The 22,532-nt window shown below is 35.5% G+C and carries 20 protein-coding genes; 3 read left to right on the top strand and 17 right to left on the bottom strand.

Going from position 1 to position 22,532, the window contains the following annotated elements; genetic code table 11:
* Nucleotides 1-220: 220 nt before the first annotated feature.
* Complete coding sequence (locus HMPREF3270_RS01830; RefSeq protein WP_070848311.1) at nt 221-868, bottom strand: Bax inhibitor-1/YccA family protein; 648 nt, start codon at nt 866-868, stop codon at nt 221-223.
* A gap of 358 nt (nt 869-1,226) precedes the next feature.
* Between HMPREF3270_RS01830 and HMPREF3270_RS01825 the strand changes: the two genes are divergently transcribed.
* Nucleotides 1,227-2,021 (top strand): CHAP domain-containing protein, encoded by a 795-nt coding sequence (locus HMPREF3270_RS01825; RefSeq protein ID WP_023015435.1) that lies wholly within the window; start codon nt 1,227-1,229, stop codon nt 2,019-2,021.
* Nucleotides 2,022-2,238: 217 nt separating this feature from the next.
* On the opposite strand, the gene HMPREF3270_RS01820 is transcribed toward HMPREF3270_RS01825, so the two are convergent.
* From HMPREF3270_RS01820 to HMPREF3270_RS01795, 6 genes are all read right to left on the bottom strand, one after another.
* Nucleotides 2,239-3,246 (bottom strand): inorganic phosphate transporter, encoded by a 1,008-nt coding sequence (locus tag HMPREF3270_RS01820; protein ID WP_002481442.1) that lies wholly within the window; start codon nt 3,244-3,246, stop codon nt 2,239-2,241.
* A 13-nt stretch (nt 3,247-3,259) separates the two neighbouring features.
* The gene (locus HMPREF3270_RS01815) at nt 3,260-3,877 is read right to left on the bottom strand and encodes a DUF47 domain-containing protein (protein ID WP_002481441.1); all 618 of its coding nucleotides are present in this window, start codon (nt 3,875-3,877) and stop codon (nt 3,260-3,262) included.
* A 394-nt stretch (nt 3,878-4,271) separates the two neighbouring features.
* Nucleotides 4,272-6,092, bottom strand: coding sequence for an FtsX-like permease family protein (locus HMPREF3270_RS01810; RefSeq protein WP_256324324.1), 1,821 nt, complete (start codon nt 6,090-6,092; stop codon nt 4,272-4,274).
* Nucleotides 6,093-6,159: 67 nt separating this feature from the next.
* Nucleotides 6,160-6,921: an ABC transporter ATP-binding protein gene (locus HMPREF3270_RS01805; RefSeq protein ID WP_070848313.1), complete on the bottom strand. Its 762-nt coding sequence runs from the start codon at nt 6,919-6,921 to the stop codon at nt 6,160-6,162.
* Nucleotides 6,922-7,011: 90 nt separating this feature from the next.
* Nucleotides 7,012-8,055 (bottom strand): sensor histidine kinase, encoded by a 1,044-nt coding sequence (locus tag HMPREF3270_RS01800; RefSeq protein WP_070848314.1) that lies wholly within the window; start codon nt 8,053-8,055, stop codon nt 7,012-7,014.
* Nucleotides 8,042-8,722 (bottom strand): response regulator transcription factor, encoded by a 681-nt coding sequence (locus HMPREF3270_RS01795; protein WP_002481437.1) that lies wholly within the window; start codon nt 8,720-8,722, stop codon nt 8,042-8,044. The genes HMPREF3270_RS01800 and HMPREF3270_RS01795 overlap by 14 nt, the downstream gene beginning before the upstream one ends.
* 207 nt (nt 8,723-8,929) lie before the next feature.
* Between HMPREF3270_RS01795 and HMPREF3270_RS01790 the strand changes: the two genes are divergently transcribed.
* Nucleotides 8,930-9,436 (top strand): GNAT family N-acetyltransferase, encoded by a 507-nt coding sequence (locus tag HMPREF3270_RS01790; protein WP_002481436.1) that lies wholly within the window; start codon nt 8,930-8,932, stop codon nt 9,434-9,436.
* A 156-nt stretch (nt 9,437-9,592) separates the two neighbouring features.
* Here the strand turns inward: HMPREF3270_RS01790 and HMPREF3270_RS01785 are convergent, their stop codons facing one another.
* The 9 genes from HMPREF3270_RS01785 to HMPREF3270_RS01745 form a co-directional block, all read right to left on the bottom strand.
* A complete protein-coding gene (locus HMPREF3270_RS01785) occupies nt 9,593-10,621 on the bottom strand; it encodes an alpha/beta hydrolase (RefSeq protein ID WP_070848315.1) in 1,029 nt (342 codons plus the stop codon).
* 228 nt (nt 10,622-10,849) lie between these two features.
* On the bottom strand, nt 10,850-11,917 hold the full coding sequence (locus HMPREF3270_RS01780; protein WP_023015440.1) for a YkvI family membrane protein: 1,068 nt from the start codon (nt 11,915-11,917) through the stop codon (nt 10,850-10,852).
* Between the two features lie 326 nt (nt 11,918-12,243).
* Nucleotides 12,244-12,744: a hypothetical protein gene (locus tag HMPREF3270_RS01775; protein WP_002481433.1), complete on the bottom strand. Its 501-nt coding sequence runs from the start codon at nt 12,742-12,744 to the stop codon at nt 12,244-12,246.
* A 115-nt stretch (nt 12,745-12,859) separates the two neighbouring features.
* Nucleotides 12,860-13,876: a FecCD family ABC transporter permease gene (locus tag HMPREF3270_RS01770; RefSeq protein WP_002481432.1), complete on the bottom strand. Its 1,017-nt coding sequence runs from the start codon at nt 13,874-13,876 to the stop codon at nt 12,860-12,862.
* Entirely contained in the window at nt 13,873-14,880 is a 1,008-nt protein-coding gene (locus HMPREF3270_RS01765; RefSeq protein WP_002481431.1) for a FecCD family ABC transporter permease, read from the bottom strand. Before HMPREF3270_RS01765 ends, HMPREF3270_RS01770 begins: the two co-directional genes overlap by 4 nt.
* 10 nt (nt 14,881-14,890) lie before the next feature.
* Nucleotides 14,891-15,697: an ABC transporter ATP-binding protein gene (locus HMPREF3270_RS01760; RefSeq protein WP_023015441.1), complete on the bottom strand. Its 807-nt coding sequence runs from the start codon at nt 15,695-15,697 to the stop codon at nt 14,891-14,893.
* Nucleotides 15,698-15,990: 293 nt separating this feature from the next.
* Nucleotides 15,991-16,827 (bottom strand): YitT family protein, encoded by an 837-nt coding sequence (locus tag HMPREF3270_RS01755; RefSeq protein WP_002481429.1) that lies wholly within the window; start codon nt 16,825-16,827, stop codon nt 15,991-15,993.
* A 411-nt stretch (nt 16,828-17,238) separates the two neighbouring features.
* Complete coding sequence (locus HMPREF3270_RS01750; RefSeq protein WP_070848316.1) at nt 17,239-18,468, bottom strand: NupC/NupG family nucleoside CNT transporter; 1,230 nt, start codon at nt 18,466-18,468, stop codon at nt 17,239-17,241.
* A gap of 304 nt (nt 18,469-18,772) precedes the next feature.
* The gene (locus tag HMPREF3270_RS01745) at nt 18,773-20,503 is read right to left on the bottom strand and encodes an ABC transporter ATP-binding protein (RefSeq protein ID WP_023015443.1); all 1,731 of its coding nucleotides are present in this window, start codon (nt 20,501-20,503) and stop codon (nt 18,773-18,775) included.
* A 233-nt stretch (nt 20,504-20,736) separates the two neighbouring features.
* Here HMPREF3270_RS01745 and pbp4 point away from each other — a divergent pair, with 233 nt between their 5' ends.
* Nucleotides 20,737-22,026 (top strand): penicillin-binding protein PBP4, encoded by a 1,290-nt coding sequence (gene pbp4 / locus HMPREF3270_RS01740; protein ID WP_060803714.1) that lies wholly within the window; start codon nt 20,737-20,739, stop codon nt 22,024-22,026.
* Nucleotides 22,027-22,101: 75 nt separating this feature from the next.
* Here pbp4 and tagD read toward each other — a convergent pair whose 3' ends face one another.
* Nucleotides 22,102-22,500 (bottom strand): glycerol-3-phosphate cytidylyltransferase, encoded by a 399-nt coding sequence (gene tagD, locus HMPREF3270_RS01735; protein WP_002481425.1) that lies wholly within the window; start codon nt 22,498-22,500, stop codon nt 22,102-22,104.
* Between the last annotated feature and the right edge of the window lie 32 nt (nt 22,501-22,532).

Below are 22,532 nucleotides of genomic sequence, written 5' to 3'. Positions count from 1 at the left end.
TTTTATTCCTTCCTGTAATTTCTCTAGGACTATACTCTACAAATTTAGCATACAACGCAATTAGACACAAATTTTAAAATTTAATAGTATTTTTATGTTGTTTCAAATTACGTAACGTATGATTATATCGTACTATTCTTATCAATGATAACTAGATTATATAATATAATGAAGGACTGGAACATTGTTTTTCTTTGTTCCAGTCCTATTCTTGATGATATTAATCTCTAAAACGATTAGCTAAACTTAAGATATTAATAATAATATTCAATAAGTTCACAAATAAATTAAAGCCCATTTCACTTGGTGCAAATTGTCCTCGTTTCAATCTGTTAAAGTCATACAATGTATACAGCAAGAATAAACCAACTGCTACAACATTGATAACAGTATAAAAAATCGGGTTTTGCACAAAGAAACCAATTAAAGTGGCCACAATTAATGCGATTAATACCACAAATAGATATTTGCCGATACTTGATGCATTCTGCACGAAAAAGTATCCAATGACACCAAACGCAATAAAGGCACCTACTGCAAGTGCTACGTTTTTATAAAATAACTCTGGACCCAAATTCTGCATGTATGTCGTAAATGCAGCATAAGCTAATAACCCAATTGCTACAGCATATATATTAGAAATTAAAAAGCCGAATTTACGTGATCGATTCACAAATAACGAAATCAAAATTAATACCGTCAAACCGATAGAGAGTGGTCTTCTCCAAACATCAGGCAGATATTGGCCAAAATATGTACCAATACCAAAAATAATCCAAAAGTACATAAAGTAAAGCCAAACCTTCGCATAAGCACTCGATTTAGAGGTAGTATGTGTTGCGTTTACCAAGTTGTTCAACTCCTTCATTGAAACTATTTGTTAATTATTATTTCATAGAGTGTATTCTGATTTCCACTTTCTGATTTAGCAACTATAAATCTTCAAAGCGCTTTAATGTATTGTCATTTTTCATTACAAACATTACATCAGTATTGTCAAAATCCAAATTTTTCTTCAATAAACCCTATATTGTCTAGTGTTTTCTGAATTTTAGACAATTCAGGTTTTATTAAAAATTATTACAAGCACGTAACAACCGACAAATCACCGCATATTTTTGATAAGATGTGGAAGTATAGAAATAATGATTGATATTCGTATTACATAGTAAATATAAAACGAATGTATAATTACTGAACCAAACTTATTAGAGGAGGAATCTCATTTGAAAAAGTTAGCAGTTACATTTTCAGTTGCAACAGGTGCAGCCTTAGCGCTTACTCAACAAGATGCTGATGCATCGACACAGCATACAGTACAAGCCGGTGAATCACTTTGGTCTATTGCACAAGAATACGGCACTTCTATCGAAAGCATTAAACAAGATAACAATTTATCGAATAATATGGTATTCCCTGGCCAAGTCATTACAGTAAATGGCAGCAGTCAAAGTTCAAATACAGGGGCGACTGTTAACATTTCTGGTGGCACTCATACAGTGCAAGCTGGTGAATCATTAAATATCATTGCTAATCAATACGGTACATCTGCTGAGGCAATCATGTCAGCTAACGGCTTGAATGGTTATTTAATTCACCCTGGCCAACAATTAAAAATTTCTGGCGCAGCTGGTGGTTCAGGCGGTACACCTACAGCTACACCTGCATCGAACCAATCACCGACATTTAATCATGCTAACTTATATGACTGGGGACAATGTACTTGGCATGTATTCAATCGTCGTGCTGAAACAGGCCAACCAATCAGTACATACTGGTGGAACGCAGATCATTGGGCAAACAATGCACAAGCTGACGGTTACACAGTAAACAACACACCTGCAGCTGGTTCAATTATGCAAAACTATGAAGGACCAATCGGTCATGTTGCATATGTAGAACAAGTGAATGGTGATGGCAGCATTTTAATTTCTGAAATGAACTACAATACACCTCCAGGCATTGTCGACTACCGTACAATCCCTGCTTCAATGGCTTCTAGCTATAACTACATTCATTAATAATCTAAAAAGACGATGACGCATCGTCTTTTTATTTTGACTTATATTTGAAAACCAATAGATGATGTAACATGCTAATCAAACTGAGCGCCTCAATCGCTTTTATATAGTTCTAAGACCGATTTATCGCAAAAAAAGCGGATCATTTTCAAAATCAGAAAATGATCCGCTTTCTATTTAATGTTCTCTATGTTTATGTCTCAATGATTGAGATTGATTATAAGAAAATATTCATAATCCAGTAAATCATTGCTGCGACGAATGCTGAAATTGGTAATGTAATTACCCAAGTTACAATCATACGTTGTGCTGTATTCCATTTCACACCTTTGATGCGGTTAGATGCCCCTACACCAAGGATAGATGAAGATACAACGTGTGTTGTTGATAATGGGAAATGTAATGAAGATGCGACGAAAATTGTTAATGCTGAAGATAAATCTGCAGCAGCCCCGTTAGCTGGGCGAATCTTCATAATGTTACCGCCGACAGTTTTGATGATTTTCCAACCACCTACTGCTGTACCTAGACCCATAGCGGCAGCACAGGCTACTTTAACCCATAATTGCGGTTCAACATTGTTACCATCTTGTAAGTTCGCAACAATTAAAGCTAGTGTAATGATACCCATTGATTTTTGCGCATCGTTTGTACCATGTGAGAATGATTGTAATGATGCTGTGAAAATCTGGAATATTCTAAAGTTGCGGTTAGCTTTTGTTAAATTCGCATTTTTAAATACGACTTTAACAATACTATACATAATGAAACCTACACAAAAGGCAATCAATGGCGATACAATCAACACAATAATAATTTTAGTGAAGCCTTGGAAATGCAACACTGAAAATGAACCTTGAGATGCAACCGCTGCACCTGCAATCGAACCGATTAAGGCATGTGATGAAGAACTTGGAATACCGAAGTACCATGTTAACAAGTTCCAGAATATCGCTGCGAAAATAGCCGCTAATACCACGACTAATCCATTTTGCAATTTAAATGGATCCACAATGTCTTTCGTAATTGTCCCTGCTACACCTGTAAATGTTAATGCACCGATAAAGTTCATAATCGCTGCTAAAAAGATTGCGCGTTTTGGTGTCAGTGCTCTTGTCGACACTGCAGTAGCTACCGCATTCGCTGTATCGTGGAAACCGTTAATAAAGTCGAACACCAATGAAAAAATAACGATAGCTACAGTGATAATTATAATATAATCCATTTTATATTACTCCTTAGCTATTTTTCATGATAATTGTTTCGAAATTATTTGCGACTGCTTGGCATTTATCTGCAATGTTTTCTAAGCTTTCATATATGTCTTTAATTTTAATCAATGTGATTGGATCTGTTTCACTATTGAAGATATGTTTAATTGATTGTCTTAAAATACCGTCACAATTTGTTTCAAACTCTTTAATATTAATTGAATGAATACGCATGTGAGAAAGTTTCTTTTCTACTAATAAGCCGATAGCTAATTTCATTTCAGCTACTGCTTTTTGAATATTATCTACAAATTCAGCCATGTATTCATCTGAATACTCGATTGAATACATTTCGAACATTGCTGATGTTTCTTCCATTGCGTCTAAAACATCATCAATAGCGTTACATAAAGATAAAATATCCTCACGCTCGATTGGGGTAATGAACGTTTGGTTCAAGTCTGAGATTACTTGGTGCATTAATTCGTCACCGTGTGACTCATACGTTTTGATATTATCAGAATAAGCTTTTAAATCTAGGTGTGTGTTAAAGTCCATTTTCCCGAACTCAATTGCTGCGCGATCTAAATTGAATACCATTTCCTCCAATTTAACCATGAACTTATCCTTTTTCTTGTTAAACATTGAAAATCCTCCATTTTCAGCGATTGCTTCCCAATCACATTTCATAAATTTGAACTCAAAAGTATATAATTGTAAAAAGTAATCGTGTGATACTTTTGAAACTAATATGTATACCATCTTCACACTAGCTTCAAATAAATTTTACCTTCCTAAAAAGAAAATAGCACAAAATTTACAACACTACAATTCTATTTACAAAATCTTAACAATTGAACATAATTGTAATGTCCGATTACTTCGCTAAGTTTTCAAAATTTCCACAATCCTAAGCGAAAAGTAAATACTTCCTCTCTAAAAATTTTACCTAACTTCACCATTCTTACACATTCCAATCCAAAAAAATACTCCGAAAACTCATTATTTCAAGTTTTCGAAGTAAGTTTACTATTCTATACTATATTGACTGTTTTATAGTACGTTTTGTGTGTATATAAGCAATAATCGCAAATGATGCATAAATCAATGTATAAACTCCCATTACGATAAAGACTGGAGAATGATCATCAGACCCCATCAAATTCAAGAATGCCCATGATGCAAAGTATGCATGTGCCAAACCTACAATCAATGGCAAACCAAAGTTGAACATGATTTTAAGTTTTAAACCGTGACGCATGTCATTTTGTGTATAACCTAGCTTTCTCAATATTTTAAAGTTACCGATTTCATCTGTTGTTTCATCCATTTGTTTAATGTAGATAATACAACCTGCCGCAATTAAGAAAGCAATACCTAAGAATGATGATATGAATAAGAACATACCATTATTTTCTCTATTATCCTTAGCTATTTCTTCTTTTGTCTCATAACCTGGATCAACTTCATCCAATGCTTTCGAAGCTTCTTTCATTTGAGATTTATCTGTAATAGTAAAGCCATATTGCGGAGAAAGGTCATCTTTATCTATTTCCCCTTTCTCTTTCAATAAACGATAGTCTTCATCATTGACGATTACCAACACACCGCCACGTAACGTAAGCAAGCTGAAACGTGTATCAAGTTCAGTGTCTTGTACTTTCACACGGAAGAGTTGTTGTCCTTGTTTATCTTGAAATGCTACATATGAATCGTTAGTAATCGGTTTTAAGAGCATACCTGTTCCAAAAGGATGTGAAAGTTTTGCGGTATGATCAGAGAGTCCTGCATTGTCGACATATTTTTCACTTGTGACGCGAATACCTATCTCGTATCCGACATTTTTCTTAAATAAATTATTCTTCTGAGACTGTACCATCAACAGCTCTTTATAATTTAAGTCATAATCGATATGATGTTTTTTTAATGCTTTTTCATATAAATCCACATCATGTTTCGATTGTAATGTCACATCATATGGCGAAAACATATTGAGTTGCACTTTTTCCATCTTCATTTGTATAGCACTAAAACAAAGTACAGTTACTGTAATCGCAGAAATGACCGCAATAATAGTTAAAGATAAGGCATTCTTTTTCATACGATGCATAATAGATGACGTGAAAATGACATCATTAATTGAAACTTGGCCTTTTTTTCTTTTCTTCAATGTCTTGAATAATAAAGATACCGTACTTCTAAAGAATAAATAAGCACCGACAATTGTCAGGAATAAAATTAAAAACGGAATAGCCATATTCACTAAAAGCTTTGTATCAACCGCCATAACATATCCTGAAATAATCATCGCAAGCCCTACAATCCCACTGATTGCTTCAAGTACTGTAATTTTATTTGATTTCACATCAGCCGTACGACGAGTTTGCATTAATCCTAAAATGGAACGTCGTTTGATAAAGATTGCGTTTTGAACAATAACTAAGATGTACGCAATTACTAACATCAATGCCGTTGCGCCTACTGCTTTTAAGCTGAAATGCAAATGTACTGTTTCATTCATTTGCATTAATTTCGTCACAATCAATAATAAAATTCTAGACCCTACTAAGCCGACAACTATGCCGACAAGACCTGTGACAACAAATATCGCAAATTGCTCTAACATCGACATACGAACTACATTTGCTTTCGTTAATCCGATTAATTGATAGAGTCCAAGTTCTTTATCTCTTTGTTTAATGAAGAGCTGATTCACATACATTAAAAAGATTATAATGATAATGAACAGTACAACACTACCTAAACTCGCGCCTTTTTGAATTAATTTCGAAGATTCACTATTATTGATTGTTTCTGTATATTTTAATGTCACAAAGCTAAAGTACAAGGAAATACTCATTATGAGAGAAAAAAGATATAAACCATAATGTCTGATGTTTTGTCTTAAGTTCTTTAATACAATATGTCTAAACGTCATAAGACACACCGCCCAAGACGCTTTGTGCTTGAATAATTTCTTTATAAAACGTTTGTTTTGAACGTTCACCTTGATACAACTCAGAATAAATTTGACCATCTTTCAACATGATGACACGGTTTGAATAACTGGCTGCTGCCGGATCATGTGTCACCATTAAAATAGTCGTATCAAAGCGTTCATTCATATTTTTCAAACGTCTTAATAAATCTTGTGCACTTTTAGAATCTAACGCCCCTGTTGGTTCATCTGCGAAGATAATTGCTGGACGTGTGATAAATGCACGGGCTGCAGAAACTCTTTGTTTCTGACCACCTGAAACTTCAGATGGATATTTATTTGCTAAATCTCTGATACCTAATGTTTCTGTCACTTCATCAAATCGTGCATCCACTTCTTTTTTGGATAACTTTTGAATAGATAACGGCAACATAATATTTTCCTTAACTGTCAACGTGTCTAATAAATTATAATCTTGGAAAATAAAGCCGATTTCTTTTTTACGCACTTCTGACAGTGCTTTGTTACTTAATTTCTGCAATTGATGTCCGTTAAGTTCCACTGAACCTTGTGTTATATAATCAATGGAGCTTAACATATTCAATAATGTCGTTTTACCAGAACCAGACGGTCCCATAATTGAAATGAATTCACCTTTTTCAACTTTAAACGAGATGCCTTTCAGCACTTCATGCGCCACATGCTTATTTCCAAATACTTTTGTTAAATTGGATACTGTTAGAATTTCCATTTTTTGCGCTCCTTTTTTCTTAACTCTTGTATTTATAGTGTACGCATAAGTGATTTTATGGTCGTTGATTTGATATTACAAAACGCATGTTTAAAGTGACGATTTTGTCACTTCAGACATACGTTCTAACATTTCGTTCTGTTTGGGGAAGATAAAAGAGACTGTTGTCCCTTCTTCTGCAATAGAATCAACCGATACTTGTATATGTAATGGCTGTTTGATTTGATCCACTAAATATAAACCTAAACCTGAAGAAGTTGTCTCGTGGCGGTATTGTGTTGACGTAAAACCACGTTCAAATATGCGCGGCATATCTTGAGAAGCAATTCCGCGTCCTGTATCTTTGATTTCAAGCACAATATGTCCTTCGACTTCTTTAGTGATGATTTGTATCTCTGTACCCGCTTGACTGTATTTCACCGCATTTGAAAGGACTTGGCGAATCATCATCTTGCACCATTTCATATCTGTAAAGACCTTATCTTCTTCATTAAAGTCTATATCGAACCCAATACCGCGCTGTCTACAAATATTACGTGTTAACTGAATTTCTTCAATCGCCATACGTTTTAATGAAACGACTTCAAAATATAAATCTTGGTGCTTTTGGCTTAATCGTGATAAATACAATTGTTGGTCTAACATTTCATTCATGCGTGACCATTCAAACAATAAAGCTTGTCGACGAGTCATATCTTCTTCTTGATCAATGATTAATTTCAATGCGGTTAAAGGTGTTTTAATTTCATGCACAAATTCCGTTAGGCTTTGTTCATTTTCTTTTAATTGCACAGATTGCCTAGATACAATTTGTTTTTGTCTTTGAATCATCAGATATAAATATTGTAAGACTTCTTCTTCCATCGGAGTATTGGCCGCTTCTTTATGCTTCAACTCCTCAACCTCTTTCATTTCAGACAATTTTTTGTTGAACGAAGTTTCATAGTTGTAAGAAAAAATGAGGAACACCAATGTGAAGATAATATTACATAAAATGACATAAAGCATAGATTCAACAGATAAATTTTGATCTAGTACAGCTAAAATCACTAAAAAGATTTGAAAGCCAACAATCAACGCCAACCAATTCAACCGAGAGACTAAATAATTTGAGATACGTTTAAATATTGTCATGTGCTAAATATCCTTTACCGACCCGTGTTTCAATCGCATTAGTTAATCCAAAGTCTGCTAACTTTTTACGTAGTCGATTGATATTAACCGTCAACGTATTATCACTCACAAATGCTTCATCATCCCATAACGCCGTAATAATCTCATCACGACTGACAATTTGATTACGATGTTTTAATAAAATCTCTAGAATAAGCATTTCAGTTTTAGAAAGATGTGCGGTTTCATTTCCTCTCTCTAATACGCCTTTACCAAGGTCCACTTGGACATCGCCCCATGACAACATACGTTGCTCCTCTAGATTGAATTGATATACACGGCGATATATGGCTTTAAGCTTCGCGATTAAGACATTAGTATAGAAAGGCTTCTGCATAAAATCATCTGCCCCTAGTTCCATACTCATAACTTGATCCATTGGATTATCTCTCGCTGATAAAAATAAGATAGGTACATTCGATTGATTACGTATTTCACGACACCAATAAAACCCGTCATATTTCGGCAACTCTACATCCATGATAATAATTTCTGGTTGTTCCTGTTCAAATGCTTCCATAACTTGATTAAAATCATCAATACCAGACACTTGCAAATCCCAATGTTCTAGTTCTTTTTTTAATTGTTCAAATAAGGACTTGTCATCTTCTACCAATAAAATTTTCATGTTATCACCTATTATTTTTATTTCGAAATTATTTCAAAACTGTTTCATTTACATTTCACAACTTTTATTTTACACTTATCTTTGTGCGATTCTCTAACAATCATTGCGTTCTATCATTTTAAAGTAAAATGAAACTAAAAACGATGCAGACAATCGTCATTTACGCTATACTCAGTGTAATACTACCTTATATTATGGAGGGTGTCTATGGAACATACGATTAGAGAAATAAGTATCAATGATGCAGATGCATATATTGCTTTATTAAAAGATATCTATGATGAATCTAGCTATATGCTGTATAGCCCTGGCGAATATGTGCCATCTCTTTCAAGCGCATTACAACAGCTTGAACATTTTATCACTTCTCCATCGAATACTATTTATCTTGCAGAAATCGACGGTAAGTTGATTGGTTTTGCGATTGTCACATCTCGCGAATATGAACGTACACGCCACGAAACACGCGTGCGTCTTGGCATTCGCGCACAATACCGCAGCAAAGGTGTTGGACAATCATTATTAAATGCAGTGGATGCATGGGCATACAACCACGATATTCGTCGTTTAGAAGCATTAGTTGTCCCTCAAAATGAGCATGCTGTAGATTTATTCAAATCAGCAGGCTATCAAATTGAAGGCGAAATGCGCGATAAACTCAAAATAGATAATAAATACTATAGTGAATACGTTATGGCTAAACTATTGCACTAATATTTCTCCTGATATGTCACAAACATATCAGGTTTTTTATTACTTTCATTTTCTATTTTACATATAACCCACTTATTATCTTATAACAAAAAGAAGTATCTACAAAGCCAATTACTTTGTGATACTTCTTTTAAAATATGATCTGTTATTAACATACTAATCCTTATAAGGATTTAATTGAATCGGTTCAAATTGCTCATCTGGATTTTTAATCGTTGTTGAGCTTGTATTTCTACTTAAGAAACGTTGTACAGAGACTAGATTTTCTTTTGATTCTGGTAAGTTTAAATGGAATTGATACTGATGTCTTAAATGGTGTGACCCATCAAAAAAGAATGTATCGACTGATGTACCGTCTTCTTCTAAGACCCGTGCAAATTCTCGATTTTGACTGAAGAATGGATCTGCATCCCCAACAGATAAGAAAGTCGGTGGATAATCTTTTGTGACATGTTCCACTGTCGACATTTCAGATAAATCTCTGAATTCACTTTCCCACTCTTCTGTACCAGTATAACTTCTCATAAAGAGTTGAATACGTGGGAACTCTGTTTCTCTGACTGTATTCATGTTATAGAAACCACCGAAAAAGATAGCTGCACGAATATTTTTCGGTTTGAAACGTTGTTTAAAGTGCATATCTTTCCTTAACTGTTCATCTGTTTGAATCGCAGTAAATTGACTGGATAACTGTGCACCTGCTGAGTCGCCGCCGAACACCACTTGCGTAAAATCAATCGGCAATTCATGCGGATTCTTTTTAATGAATTTTACAGCTTGATCCATTTGAATTAAAGGGGTCGGATATTTGTACTGTGGTGCTAAAGCATAGTTAATATTCACTACAATATAGCCTTGTTCTGCAATTTTTGCCAACAATGGATTTTTATATTGTTTATCACCCGCAATAAAGCCGCCGCCATGCATCCAAAAAATCACTGGTAATTTCACATCTTTATCTAATTCTGCTGGTGTGATGATATCAAGCTGACTCTTCGGGAATGCTTTACTATATGTAATATTATTAAAGACCTTTACATTATTATTGTTAATCGCGACTTTAGGTTTCATGTTTTGTTTATGCTGATAGTCCATATAAAGTTTTATACCAACACCGACAGCGATGCCTAATAACACGAAGATAATCGCACCGATTGCCAGCCATTTTTTTCTTCGACTGTTCATTTGATTACCAAGTCCTCTCTTTATTCTATCGGCAAGATAATTTCCAATTTGTATTTATTGTACTTTATATTTAAAGTCATCTCAAAGGGTGAAATCAAGAAAAATAGCGCAGCAAAATCAGCTGCGCTATACCTATTGTTTTCATCATTACTGCTTACAAGCAGTAAGTTGACCTTCATTATTCATAAGTTTTCTGCTATATCTAGTAAATGTCACACATTGGGCAATTTATGCGATATGTTGTTCATTCTCTTTTTTACGTTTGAAATATTTCACTAACACGCCAATAACAATCGCAAGTCCGATAACACCCATTGTTGGGTATAAGAAGTTGATCAGACTTGAGAAACCTACGAAACTTAATCCGTAAGCGACAAGCATCATAATCACGATTAAAATGTGATATTTTTTGCTATAAGGTGTTGTGAATCTTGCTGCGAATGAATAAAGCAGACCCAAAATTGTGTTGTACATTACGGCTAACATCACAATTGACAATACAATTGTTACGATTGGGTGAATACCATTCGCTAATGTCAATGTTGGAATAGCCGCTTCTTTGATTGCTGGGAATTCAGTTTGCAATGCAAATGTAATCAATGCTAACAGAATCGTATAAATGATACCGCCGAACATTGCACCGGCACCTGATACTCTTCTACGACTTGCGTCACCGCCGATAGCGACGATTGTACTAAATCCTACCGCAAACGCTAAACCGCCGTAAACTGTTCCCATGATAATGCCCCAAAGCGGACTTGTCTTAGGCATTTCTGCGTTAATTTGATTAAATGGCACCTGACCTTTAAATAGGTAAACACCTGCAATCACAATCACTAAGATGATTAAGAAAGGTGTTACCACACCAAGTGCGCGGACAATCTTATTGAAGTCCATAAGTAATGTAATATAAATAGCAATTACCATAATCAGTGAACCTAACCATGTAGGGATGCCATAACTTTCATGGAATGCAGAACCTGCCCCTGCAATCATTGTGACAGAAATTCCGAATAAGAAGAAGACCAGTATATAGTCGACGATCCGTCCAACGTATTTTCCAAATAAATATGCCAAAGTTGATTCGTGGTTTTCAGCATCGAAAGCTGTCCCTATCTTTGCGACCTGTCTTCCGATGAATCCTAAGATAATACCTGAAATTAAAACACCGATATAAGCCCATAGACCATATTCAGTGAAGAATTGCATAACTTCTTGGCCTGTTGAAAAACCTGCGCCGACGACTACACCGACATAGGCAAAGCCAATTTTTACTGTTTCTTTATTAAACGTCATAATAACGTTGAATACCTCCTCGTGTAATTAAAAACAATGCTTGCCAACGTTAATACTTACTATCCATAGCTTATGTTTCTGTCTTTTTCTGAAAAAGGCCATTACTTATTCCATGAAAAGTATATAGTAACAATAAAACACTCAATTGCGCAATAGCCGTTAAGTGTAATTACCCAAACACAACAATAAATTACCCTCAATTTGATAGAATTACTCATTAAACTTTGTAAACATACCCATTAGTAAAACTTATGGATAAATATCTTTTTTGTGCAAAACAAAAAGGATACCTCATGTGAGATACCCTTTAATTCATTTTAAATTCATTATTTTGCATCACGATTTTGGTTCAGTTCATCAATGCTGACCACCACGTTATCCATTCGTTTCGCTGTCTGTTTAAGGATATTACGGGCTACGTTATTATTAGGATCTAATTTCAAGATCTGTTTAGAAATATCGAAAGCTTTTTTATCAGAAATAACAGGTTCAGGAATTGCATGGAGCAACAACATTTGTAATAAACTCTTCACTTCTTTGCCCTCAGTGAGTTTTATGGAAGCTTCTGCATGATAGTAAGCAGAATCCAATGCACCTTCTAAGTCACTTAATGGATAAACAAGAAGCAAGAATGCTAAATCATGCATTTCCGCTGTTTCTCCATCTTTGATCATATCTAAGATACACGTATAAAACATAACACTTTCTGCTTCATGCGCACTTGAAATGTAATGTTCTTCAAATTCCATAAAATCTGATTCGGACATTAATCGTTTCACAGATTCAAATTCGCCGTTTAAGACATGTCGCTTGATTAAATCTTTCATGCCAATGTCCTCCTATTGTTGAACAGATTTTATCTACAATTAGTATTAGTTTACCATATTTTTTTGGATTTCACATCAATTACTATAACGTATAACAATATTTCATTACGTTAAATTACAATGAACGTGTACGATACATTAAATACAAGAAATAAGGTGCACCGATTAACGCAACGACAATACCAGCTGGAATACCTGATGGTTGTAAAATCACTTGACCAACTGTATCCGAGAATACTAGTAAGAACGAGCCAATAACAATTGCTAAAGGCATAAAGAGTTGATGTCTTGGTCCCACAATCGTTTTCGCAATATGCGGTCCCATTAAACCAATAAAGCTGATAGCACCACTCACCGCTACAGCTGCTGATGATAAAGCAACAGCAGCCAGTAAAATAATCATACGATCTCGTCTGACATTTACACCTAAGCCTTGTGCTAATAGGTCATTGGTATTCAAGATATTTAATGTATTTGCTTTCATAAACAAGAACGGTATGATGACAATCAACCATGGTAATAATGCGATGACAAACGGCCATTCATCACCCCATATATTACCCGCAAGCCATGTTGCCATAAACTCTGCTTGGTCTTTATCAAATTTAGACATCAATGTCAGCGAACCGCCAGAGAGTGCGGCAGATAAACCGACACCGACTAAGACCATACTAGCTGGAGTCATACCGCGTTCTTTAGAATAACTGAAGTAGAAAATAATTAATGCAGTTAAAATACCGCCAGTCATACTCAGTATTGGCAAAACATAGATAAAGCTATCTGCACTCACTTGTCCGATGACAATAAAGAGTGCGATAAAGAAGCCGCTTCCTGCATTAATACCTAAAATACCAGGTTCAGCTAGTGGATTATTGGTTACACTCTGCATCATCGCACCGCTTAAACTTAATGCAGCACCTGCCAGAATCGTTACTAACATTCTCGGCAGTCTAAAATCTAGTAGAATCAAACTGTCCGTATAGTCACCTAAACCAAATAAAGTTTTAAAGAACGTGCCGACTGACATTTGATATTCACCTGACGTGATACTCCAAACACAGGCCGCAAACAAAAGGACACTCGTAATTAATAAAGCCAGCCACTGACGTCTTCGTAATTTATCTTCTATCATATTGAGCGACCTCCTTTTCTAATTAAATAAATAAAGTAAGGCACGCCAATAAAGGATACAATCGCACCGACTGGCGCATCTCCTAACATACGTGCGACGGTATCTGCTAAAAGAACTAAAAATGCGCCTAAAACAGCAGTTAACGGAATCACTTTCGCATAATCCGTACCAATTAAAAAGCGTACAATATGTGGCACGATTAAACCGACAAAGGCAATTTGTCCGACCATTGCTACAGCAACACCTGCTAACAGCATCGTTAGTATTAAGCTGATTGTACGAATGACGCGCACATTTTGGCCTAAGCCTTTAGCTAAGCTTTCTCCTAAGTTTAAAATTGTTAATTGTCGACTTAGTAAGATTAACAAAACGATCGTCACTAAAATAACAGGGGTACTCCATTTCAATTGAACCCAAGTTGTGCCAGAAACACCGCCCATGCTCCAAAAATTGATGTCTTGATTCAATTTAAAAGTTAATGCAATGCCTTGGCTTAAAGCCGTCAAGAATGCACTGACAGCAGCACCTGCTAAAATAATACGGATAGGATTGAACCCATCAGTTCTAGAACGGCCCATCATCAATACGATTGTACCGCCTAATATTGAACCGATAAAACCTGCAAGCATCAATAAACTAAAAGAAGCTTGCGGTACAAAGGCATATGTTAAAGCGAGCATAAAACTGGCACCAGCATTCAAGCCGATTAAGCTTGGATCTGCCAAACCATTTTTAGTCACACCTTGAACAACTGCCCCAGCCACCGCAAGCGCCATACCTACAAGTATTGCACCTAAGTCTCTAGGTATTCTAATTTCACTGATAATGTTGTGCTGTTCATTCATAGGGTTATAATGGAAAACCGCTTCATAAATCGTCCCAAGACGAATGGGCGCATCTCCATATAAAATGGAGAGCACCAACATTGTCCCTAACATCACACATGATAAAAGTAATAACAATATAAATCTGGGATACTTCTCTTTTCTCTCTTTATCACTCATTTACCGTGCCTCATACTTTCGAATAATGTTTACACAATAAATCATATGTGACTAACATCGGTTTACCTGTACGTGGATCTGTACTTAATTCTGCATCTATATTGAAACATCTTTCTAAAATATCTTTCGTTAAGACTTCTTGTGTTTCACCGCTCGAAACAATTTCGCCTGCTTTCATCGCAATCAGATGATCTGAGAAACGAATCGCTTGGTTGATATCATGTAACACCATTACAATGGTACAACCTTGTTCACGGTTCAATTCTTGAACTAATTCAAGAATTTCTAATTGGTGACTGATATCTAAATACGTTGTTGGCTCGTCTAAGAAAATAATATCTGTTTTTTGTGCTAAAGCCATCGCAATCCATACACGTTGTCTTTGACCGCCACTTAAATCATTAATAGCTCTGTGTTTAAAATCATACGTACCTGTTACTTTAAGCGCCCAATCGATTTCAGCTTTATCTTCAGCGCTTAAGCGGCCAAAACCTTTTTGGTGTGGAAATCTGCCGTATGAAACCAATTCGCCTGCTGTTAAACCATCTGCAACATCTGGTGATTGTGGTAAAATGGCGATTTTCTTCGCAATTTCTTTCGTAGATTGTGTATGAATATTTTTACCATCTAATGTGATTTCTCCGCCTTTAACGGATAAAAGACGAGATAATGCTTTTAGTAATGTTGATTTACCGCAACCGTTAGGTCCGATAATAGACGTAACTTTTCCATCAGGGATTTCTACATCTAGGTTATCAACAATCACATGATCCCCATATCCGATTGTTACGTGCTGACCATTTAAACGATTTGCCAATATACTTCATCCTCCATTGGATACGACATGAACCTTAAATACAGTTGCCGAAACACCTGTCTCTTTTCAAGGTCTGCCGCAGAATTTATTTCTATTTCTTATCTCATTGCATTTATTTATAATTATGACCTGTAAAGATTATCGTGAAAGCTTTCATACTTTTATCAACTACAGTCTTGTAATTGATAATCATTATCATAGGCTATATTATAACATTTTTTGGAGCGATTTCCTAACAATTCTTATGTACTAAAACGCAAGAAATCGAGACTATCGCCTCGATTTCTCATCCTTTATTCATCTACTAAGAAGCCATTACCATACACATCACGCACATCGTGGATGACTAAAAAGGCATTCTCATCAATTTTTCGAATTAAGCGTTTCGCTTTTGAAACTTGTGTTTTACTGATAACCACATATAAAATTTCTTTGTCTTCTTTTGAGTAATAACCGCGACCATCTATAATCGTAACCCCTCGTCCGATTTTTTGGTCAATAACTTTCGCCACTTCATCAGGTCGGCTTGAAATTACAGTCATCGCCTTCTTCGTATTTAAACCTTCAATAACGAATTCCATAACTTTCGTACCAATATAAAGTGAAATAATCGTTACCAATAACTTATTGACTGGAATCACAGTAAATGAAATCGCCACAACGATTAAGTCGAAAAATAGCAACGCGTAAGATGTGCTGACGTCTAAGTATTTATGTGCTAAACGCGCTAAAATCGTTGTACCTGCTGTCGTCCCCCCTGCAAGTACAATAACGCCAATACCTAATCCGACTGAAGCACCCCCGAAAATGGCATTCACAATAATGTTGCCAGTTTCAACATGCCAAGATTCAGTCAGTCCTAAAAAGACTGAAATTAACACTGTTGCAAGAATGGTTAAGTACGTACTTCGCTTACTTAAGAACTTATAGCCAATCGCAATTAAAATCGCATTCATCACAAAGTTAGTGATAGCTGGCGAAATGTGAAAAGCATAATAAAATACAATGGATAGTCCTGTTACGCCGCCTTCCCCTAATTGTGCGGAAATAATGAATGTATTGACCCCTGCAGAGAACATAAATGAACCAAATACTACGAGTGCGAGGTCACGCCACGTTCTTCGTTTCAAATCCAATCGCCCCCTTATTAAATTGTGTAGATAAGATAAATACTAGCACAGGCGCTCTTAACCAACAATGTGAAACCCCTGAATCACAGTGTTTATTAATATTAAATTAATTATTCTGAAAATTTTGTTTACTTTGTGTTGAAGCTTTGCTATAATAAATTTCAACTTCCTTAATCAAGAGATTAAGGAAGTTATCTCCTTTGTGTTGTTTACAATAAACAAGCAAAATTTTCGCTCGAATGCACCATCAGTACCTAGTCCTTACTGATTACGTGCATCAAATTCATTTCCCGTTGAAAGCAGGTAATGTTTGTGTCTCCCCACATTCATTCACCTGTTTTCATTTTGCTTAAAAAAGAAAAGCATCATATTCAGTAACAACTACCGAATACAATGCTTCTATCTATACGCTTACCAAGCGAATAATCCTACGAATGCTGCTGTTAGTAATGAAACTAAAATACCAGACAATAACATCATAGGTACATATTTCGAAACGAAATCAGATGTTTTCTTATCAACAATACTTTTTAATGTCCCGATAATCATACCGATTGTTGAGAAGTTCGCAAATGATACTAAGAAAGTAGAAATAACTGCACGTCTATGCGGATCATATGATTTAACCGCATCAGAAATTTGTCCCATGACTACGAATTCGTTTGTGACAATCTTCTTAGCCATTTGTTGTGCAACTGGCCATGCTTCGCTCCAAGGTAGACCAAGTAATAATGAGAAAGGTACCATGATGACACCTAAAATTTGGTCTAAGCCAAAGCTGAATTTGACATTGAACCAACCAATTACTGTACCTGAAAGTACGTGAAGTAAACGGTCAATTAAGTCCGCTAATGCTACGAAACTGATTACGAATGCGATAATAATCAATACTAATTTACCAGCGTTGATAACTGAGTCTCCAAGGAATGAGAAGAACGGTTGACGTTCTACACCTTCTTGTTGGATGTGGTAAATCACATCTTCACGTTCTTCAACTGTCACTGGGTTTAAGATAGAAGTAACAATAATCGCATTGATAATATTTAATGGAATTGCTGTTAACACAAGTTCGCCTGGAATCATCGTTACATACGCACCGACAATTGCACCAGATACTGAACTCATAGACATCATCGCAATTGTTAGTACACGCATTTCATTCATACGTTTTAACTGTTCACTTGAAACAGCTAATGCTTCTGTGTTCCCTAAGAACATCATTTCGATACCGAAGAATGATTCGAATTTTGGTTGACGTGTAATTTTAGCTAACGCCCAACCAATCCCACCGATAATTTTCGGTAAAATATTAAAGTACATTAAAATATCGAATAAAGGTACTACGAGTAAAATTGGGAATAAGGCTGCAACCGCCATATCCATTTGTTTTGTTTCTACAAAACTGTTGAACGCAAAGCCAGTCCCAGCGTTCGCTGATTCAATCAACCATGCAATACCATCAGCCATTTTAGAAACTGCCATATTTCCCCATGGGAAGAAGACAAAGAACCATGCTAAGAATAAGTTTACAATGACTAAGATACCAATTGATTTCCATTGGATCGCTTTTCTATTTCTAGAGAAGAGCACTGCAATACCTAAAAATACAATCAAACCAACAATGTTGATAAGTAAATACATTTTACACCCGCCATTTCTATTATTTTATTATGTACAAGTCTACACTGACAGAATCATAACCTCCCGATTGAATTCCCTATAATCCTTACAATGTCCGCCTGTTACTTGAGATATTTCGTATTTACAAATTGTAAAAAATTTAAGTGCTTTTTTAGTATATCATGTTGGTTGTTACCTTTGAATTAGATTTTTGAGAAATGAAACAAAAATTCTTGCAATAAATATGATTGTCATAATTCGTCTATATATCTCTTTTGTTATAAAAATAAGGTTGAGACTTTTCTTCTTGTCTCAACCTTTATCATTAATCTGTTAGTTTTTGTGTCATCACAAATTCTTTATACTTTTCATGCGACTGCATTAACTCATGATGCTTACCAATACCCGTCACACGTCCACCATCTAAGAAGATAATTTGATCAGCTTTCATAATGGTAGAAAGACGGTGTGCGATTACCACAGTTGTACGTTCCTTCATTAATGTTTCTAATGATTCTTGAATTTTTCTTTCACTTTCACTATCTAAATTTGCGGTCGCTTCATCTAATAATAAAATATCAGGATTTTTCACAAAGCTGCGCGCAATATCAATACGCTGACGTTGACCACCAGAAAGTTTCAATCCGCGTTCACCGACTAAGGTATCGTATCCCTCATCAAAATCTGTAATGAATTCGTGACAGTTCGCTAATTGTGTATACTGCATTAATTCAGCATCTGTCACTTTTCGGTTGATACCATATAAGATATTATCTCGAATTGTACCGCTCATCATCGCATTAGACTGCATGACATAACCAATTTTATTACGCCAATCCGATAGCGGTAATTGATAGATAGAAACATCATTATAAAGGATGTCTCCGTGTGTCACGTCATACATTCGTTCTATTAAATTGAAAATCGTACTTTTTCCTGATCCTGATGGCCCTACAAATGCAGTTACTTTACCCTTTGGAATATCAAAATTCAAATCATGTAAGACTTCTTTTGTATCATAACCAAATGAAACTTCTTTAAATGCGATGTCACCATTACCTAAAGATTGACCCGTAGGCATATAGACTTCTTCTAACGGTTCTTGCATGATTTCATGAATACGGCTGCTTGCTCCGACTGCTTTCTTATAATCTGTCATCAATGTCGACAAGTTCACAAGCGGCATCGACATTTGAATAACATAAAAAATCATCGCAACAAGTGTTCCTGCAGTAATCGCGCCTGATGAAATACGGATACCTCCGAAACCAAGAATAATCCCGATTGTTAACAACATGATCAAACCGGAAATCGGTTGGATGACTGCCGCAATTTTCGCTTGTTTCAGACCCAGCTTATAAATTTCTTTTAAATTTATATGTGCTTTATCTAGTTCAACTTGTTCCGTATTGGCAACTTTAACTAAACGCATTTCCGTTAATACACGTCCAAGCAAACCACTGAAGTTCGCAATTTCTGCTTGTGTACGCGTAGAAATTTTCTGCATGACACGTCCTAAAGGGATCATAATAATCACAAATAAAGGTATCGTAATAAAAGTTAATAACGTCATCTGCCAATCCATAATAAACAACATAATCAATGAACCGATTAATGTGATTATAGAAGGCAGCACATTCGGTAATTTTTGAGAAACAAATTCGTTAATCACTTTAGTGTCATCTGTTAAACGACTCATTAACTGTCCGCTTTCATTCACATCAAAGAAACGCATTCTTAAACGAATGATGTGTTCCCATACAACAGTACGAATCGCATAAATAATTTTTTCACCGATTTTACTTAATAAGTATAAGCCGATACCGCTTAAGACTGCATTCAACGCAAACACAGCAATAAAGATTAAAATAAACTGCATGTTGAAGGATTCGCCAGTAAATTTATCAACCATTCTTCCAGTAAATAAAGGGACAATTAAACCACTGATGCTCCCTAAGGAAGAAATAGATACTGCAATCGCAATCAAGCCGACTGGCCATGTCAGTTTCTTCAATAAGAATAAGAGTGGATTAGATGTTTTGTTAGTCTGTTTCATTTTTCACGCTTACCTCAATTATAGTTTTATGTTTCTTCTTAAATTATGATGCATAGTCCCGACTTTTCACATGATTTTAGACGTCCGGGCACCCTTCGGTCAGACAACCGTTAGACTGACGTCTAAAATAGGCATAATTTTCATATATTTATTGTTCCCTTGTATCAAACTACTTTTATGATAAAATAGTTTTACTGTGAAACTATTATTGTTGAAGGACTGAAACATACATAATGAAAAAGATAGTAATACTGACACTGTTAATATTCTTCGTAAGTACCATTATAACACCATTTTCTGATGCGGACACTGAAACCAAATCACCTGTCCAAATCGCTAATGAACGCGGTCAAAATATCGGAGAAGGTTTTGAACCAGAAAGTGCTGTGAACATTAGTCAAACCGGGCAAGTACTCTACAGCTATCATATGGATAAGAAATGGTACCCCGCTTCAATGACGAAATTGATGACAATGTACCTGACGTTAGAAGCTGTTAAAGAAGGTAAATTATCGTTAGATGATAAAGTGAAAATCACCGATAAACATTATGCGATGTCTACCCTTCCAGAGTTAAGTAATACTAAATTATATCCTGGTGAAACTTATACCATCAGTGAATTGCTTCAAATTACGGTTTCAGCCTCTAGTAATGCGGCTGCATTGATTTTAGCAAATGAAGTTTCTGATTCCACATCTGATTTTACCGACAAGATGAACGAAAAAGCTAAAGAAATCGGTATGAACCATACACACTTTGTAAATCCGACAGGCGCTGAAAATAACTTATTAAAAAGTTTTGCGCCAAAACGTTATAAAGATGAAATGTCTAGTACATCAACCGCAAGAGATTTCGCGATTTTATCACAACGTGTCGTGCAAGATACACCTAAAGTGCTTAAATTTACTAAAGCAATCTCACCAACTCAACACGGTGTAACATATTATACGTTCAACTGGTCGCTTGAAGGTTCTGAATTGAGCTTACCTGGTACAGATGGTTTAAAAACTGGATCAAGCGACATCGCTGATTATAACCACACATTAAGTACTAAGCGTGATGGCTTCCGTATTGATCAAGCTATGATGGGTGCAGGTGACTTCGAACATCTAGGCGGAGATAAAGAACGTAATAAAATGGGCAACAGTTTAATCAATCGTTCATTTGAACAATATAAATACGTTAAAGTTATGTCTAAAGGACAACACAAAATCAATAATAAAACCTATTACGTGAAAAAAGATTTATACGATGTTGTTCCAAGCAATCTTAAAAAAGAAGATTATAAATTCGTCGTAGAAGATGGCAAGCTTCATCTAGACTATGACCGACAATTTATCTCAAAAGATTATGGCCCGCCATCAGTAGATGTTCAACGTCCATTGATGCGAAAAGCAACAACATTCGCAGAATCTTCTTGGAGTACACATCCGATTCTAACGAGCCTTGGCGTTGCATTTATTGTCGCAGCACTAGCCATCGTTGTTTATATGATTATTTCATCATTCGGACGTAAGAAATAATGTTGAAATTTTAAATACAAATCAAAAACAGAGGTATAACTGCCAAGCCCTGGCGATTATACCTCTGTTTTTATTTTATCTGGCATCTTTACCATATAATTCTTTTTTGATTTGTGTCGTAGAAATACCTTCTGTACGTTTTAAGTAAATCACTTCGCATTTGTCTTTTAAGAAGTCGAATTCTCCTTCCCAATCATGACCCATGACAAAAGTATCTACATCATAACGTTCCACATCACGTTCTTTTTGACCCCAATCATCCTCAGGAATAACTAAGTCTACATAACGAATAGATTCCAACATCATTTTTCGTTGTTCATAATTGTAGTAAGATTTTTTATTTTTAATGCGGTTAAATTCATCTGTAGAGAGTGCCACAATCAGGTAATCTCCCATTTCTCTCGCTCTTCTCAGTAATTCAATATGACCATAATGCAATAAGTCATATGTACCGTACGTAATAACTCTCTTCAAATTTAAACCCTCCTTCACAATTTTAGTTACTG

Origin of the sequence: Staphylococcus sp. HMSC65H10 (assembly GCF_001839185.1) — a bacterium.
Taxonomy (GTDB): domain Bacteria; phylum Bacillota; class Bacilli; order Staphylococcales; family Staphylococcaceae; genus Staphylococcus; species Staphylococcus simulans.
The sequence above is the reverse complement of the archived record's forward strand: the minus strand, read 5'-3'. Positions and strand labels throughout refer to the sequence as shown.

What these genes read in the sequence shown, in the direction of transcription:
- HMPREF3270_RS01830 (WP_070848311.1), bottom strand. Translation starts at nt 868, where the DNA reads ATGAAGGAGTTGAACAACTTGGTAAACGCAACACATACTACCTCTAAA.
- HMPREF3270_RS01820 (WP_002481442.1), bottom strand. Translation starts at nt 3,246, where the DNA reads ATGGATTATATTATAATTATCACTGTAGCTATCGTTATTTTTTCATTG.
- HMPREF3270_RS01815 (WP_002481441.1), bottom strand. Translation starts at nt 3,877, where the DNA reads ATGTTTAACAAGAAAAAGGATAAGTTCATGGTTAAATTGGAGGAAATG.
- HMPREF3270_RS01810 (WP_256324324.1), bottom strand. Translation starts at nt 6,092, where the DNA reads ATGAGTATTTCCTTGTACTTTAGCTTTGTGACATTAAAATATACAGAA.
- HMPREF3270_RS01805 (WP_070848313.1), bottom strand. Translation starts at nt 6,921, where the DNA reads ATGGAAATTCTAACAGTATCCAATTTAACAAAAGTATTTGGAAATAAG.
- HMPREF3270_RS01800 (WP_070848314.1), bottom strand. Translation starts at nt 8,055, where the DNA reads ATGACAATATTTAAACGTATCTCAAATTATTTAGTCTCTCGGTTGAAT.
- HMPREF3270_RS01795 (WP_002481437.1), bottom strand. Translation starts at nt 8,722, where the DNA reads ATGAAAATTTTATTGGTAGAAGATGACAAGTCCTTATTTGAACAATTA.
- HMPREF3270_RS01790 (WP_002481436.1), top strand. Translation starts at nt 8,930, where the DNA reads ATGGAACATACGATTAGAGAAATAAGTATCAATGATGCAGATGCATAT.
- HMPREF3270_RS01785 (WP_070848315.1), bottom strand. Translation starts at nt 10,621, where the DNA reads ATGAACAGTCGAAGAAAAAAATGGCTGGCAATCGGTGCGATTATCTTC.
- HMPREF3270_RS01780 (WP_023015440.1), bottom strand. Translation starts at nt 11,917, where the DNA reads ATGACGTTTAATAAAGAAACAGTAAAAATTGGCTTTGCCTATGTCGGT.
- HMPREF3270_RS01775 (WP_002481433.1), bottom strand. Translation starts at nt 12,744, where the DNA reads ATGAAAGATTTAATCAAGCGACATGTCTTAAACGGCGAATTTGAATCT.
- HMPREF3270_RS01770 (WP_002481432.1), bottom strand. Translation starts at nt 13,876, where the DNA reads ATGATAGAAGATAAATTACGAAGACGTCAGTGGCTGGCTTTATTAATT.
- HMPREF3270_RS01765 (WP_002481431.1), bottom strand. Translation starts at nt 14,880, where the DNA reads ATGAGTGATAAAGAGAGAAAAGAGAAGTATCCCAGATTTATATTGTTA.
- HMPREF3270_RS01750 (WP_070848316.1), bottom strand. Translation starts at nt 18,468, where the DNA reads ATGTATTTACTTATCAACATTGTTGGTTTGATTGTATTTTTAGGTATT.
- HMPREF3270_RS01745 (WP_023015443.1), bottom strand. Translation starts at nt 20,503, where the DNA reads ATGAAACAGACTAACAAAACATCTAATCCACTCTTATTCTTATTGAAG.
- pbp4 (WP_060803714.1), top strand. Translation starts at nt 20,737, where the DNA reads ATGAAAAAGATAGTAATACTGACACTGTTAATATTCTTCGTAAGTACC.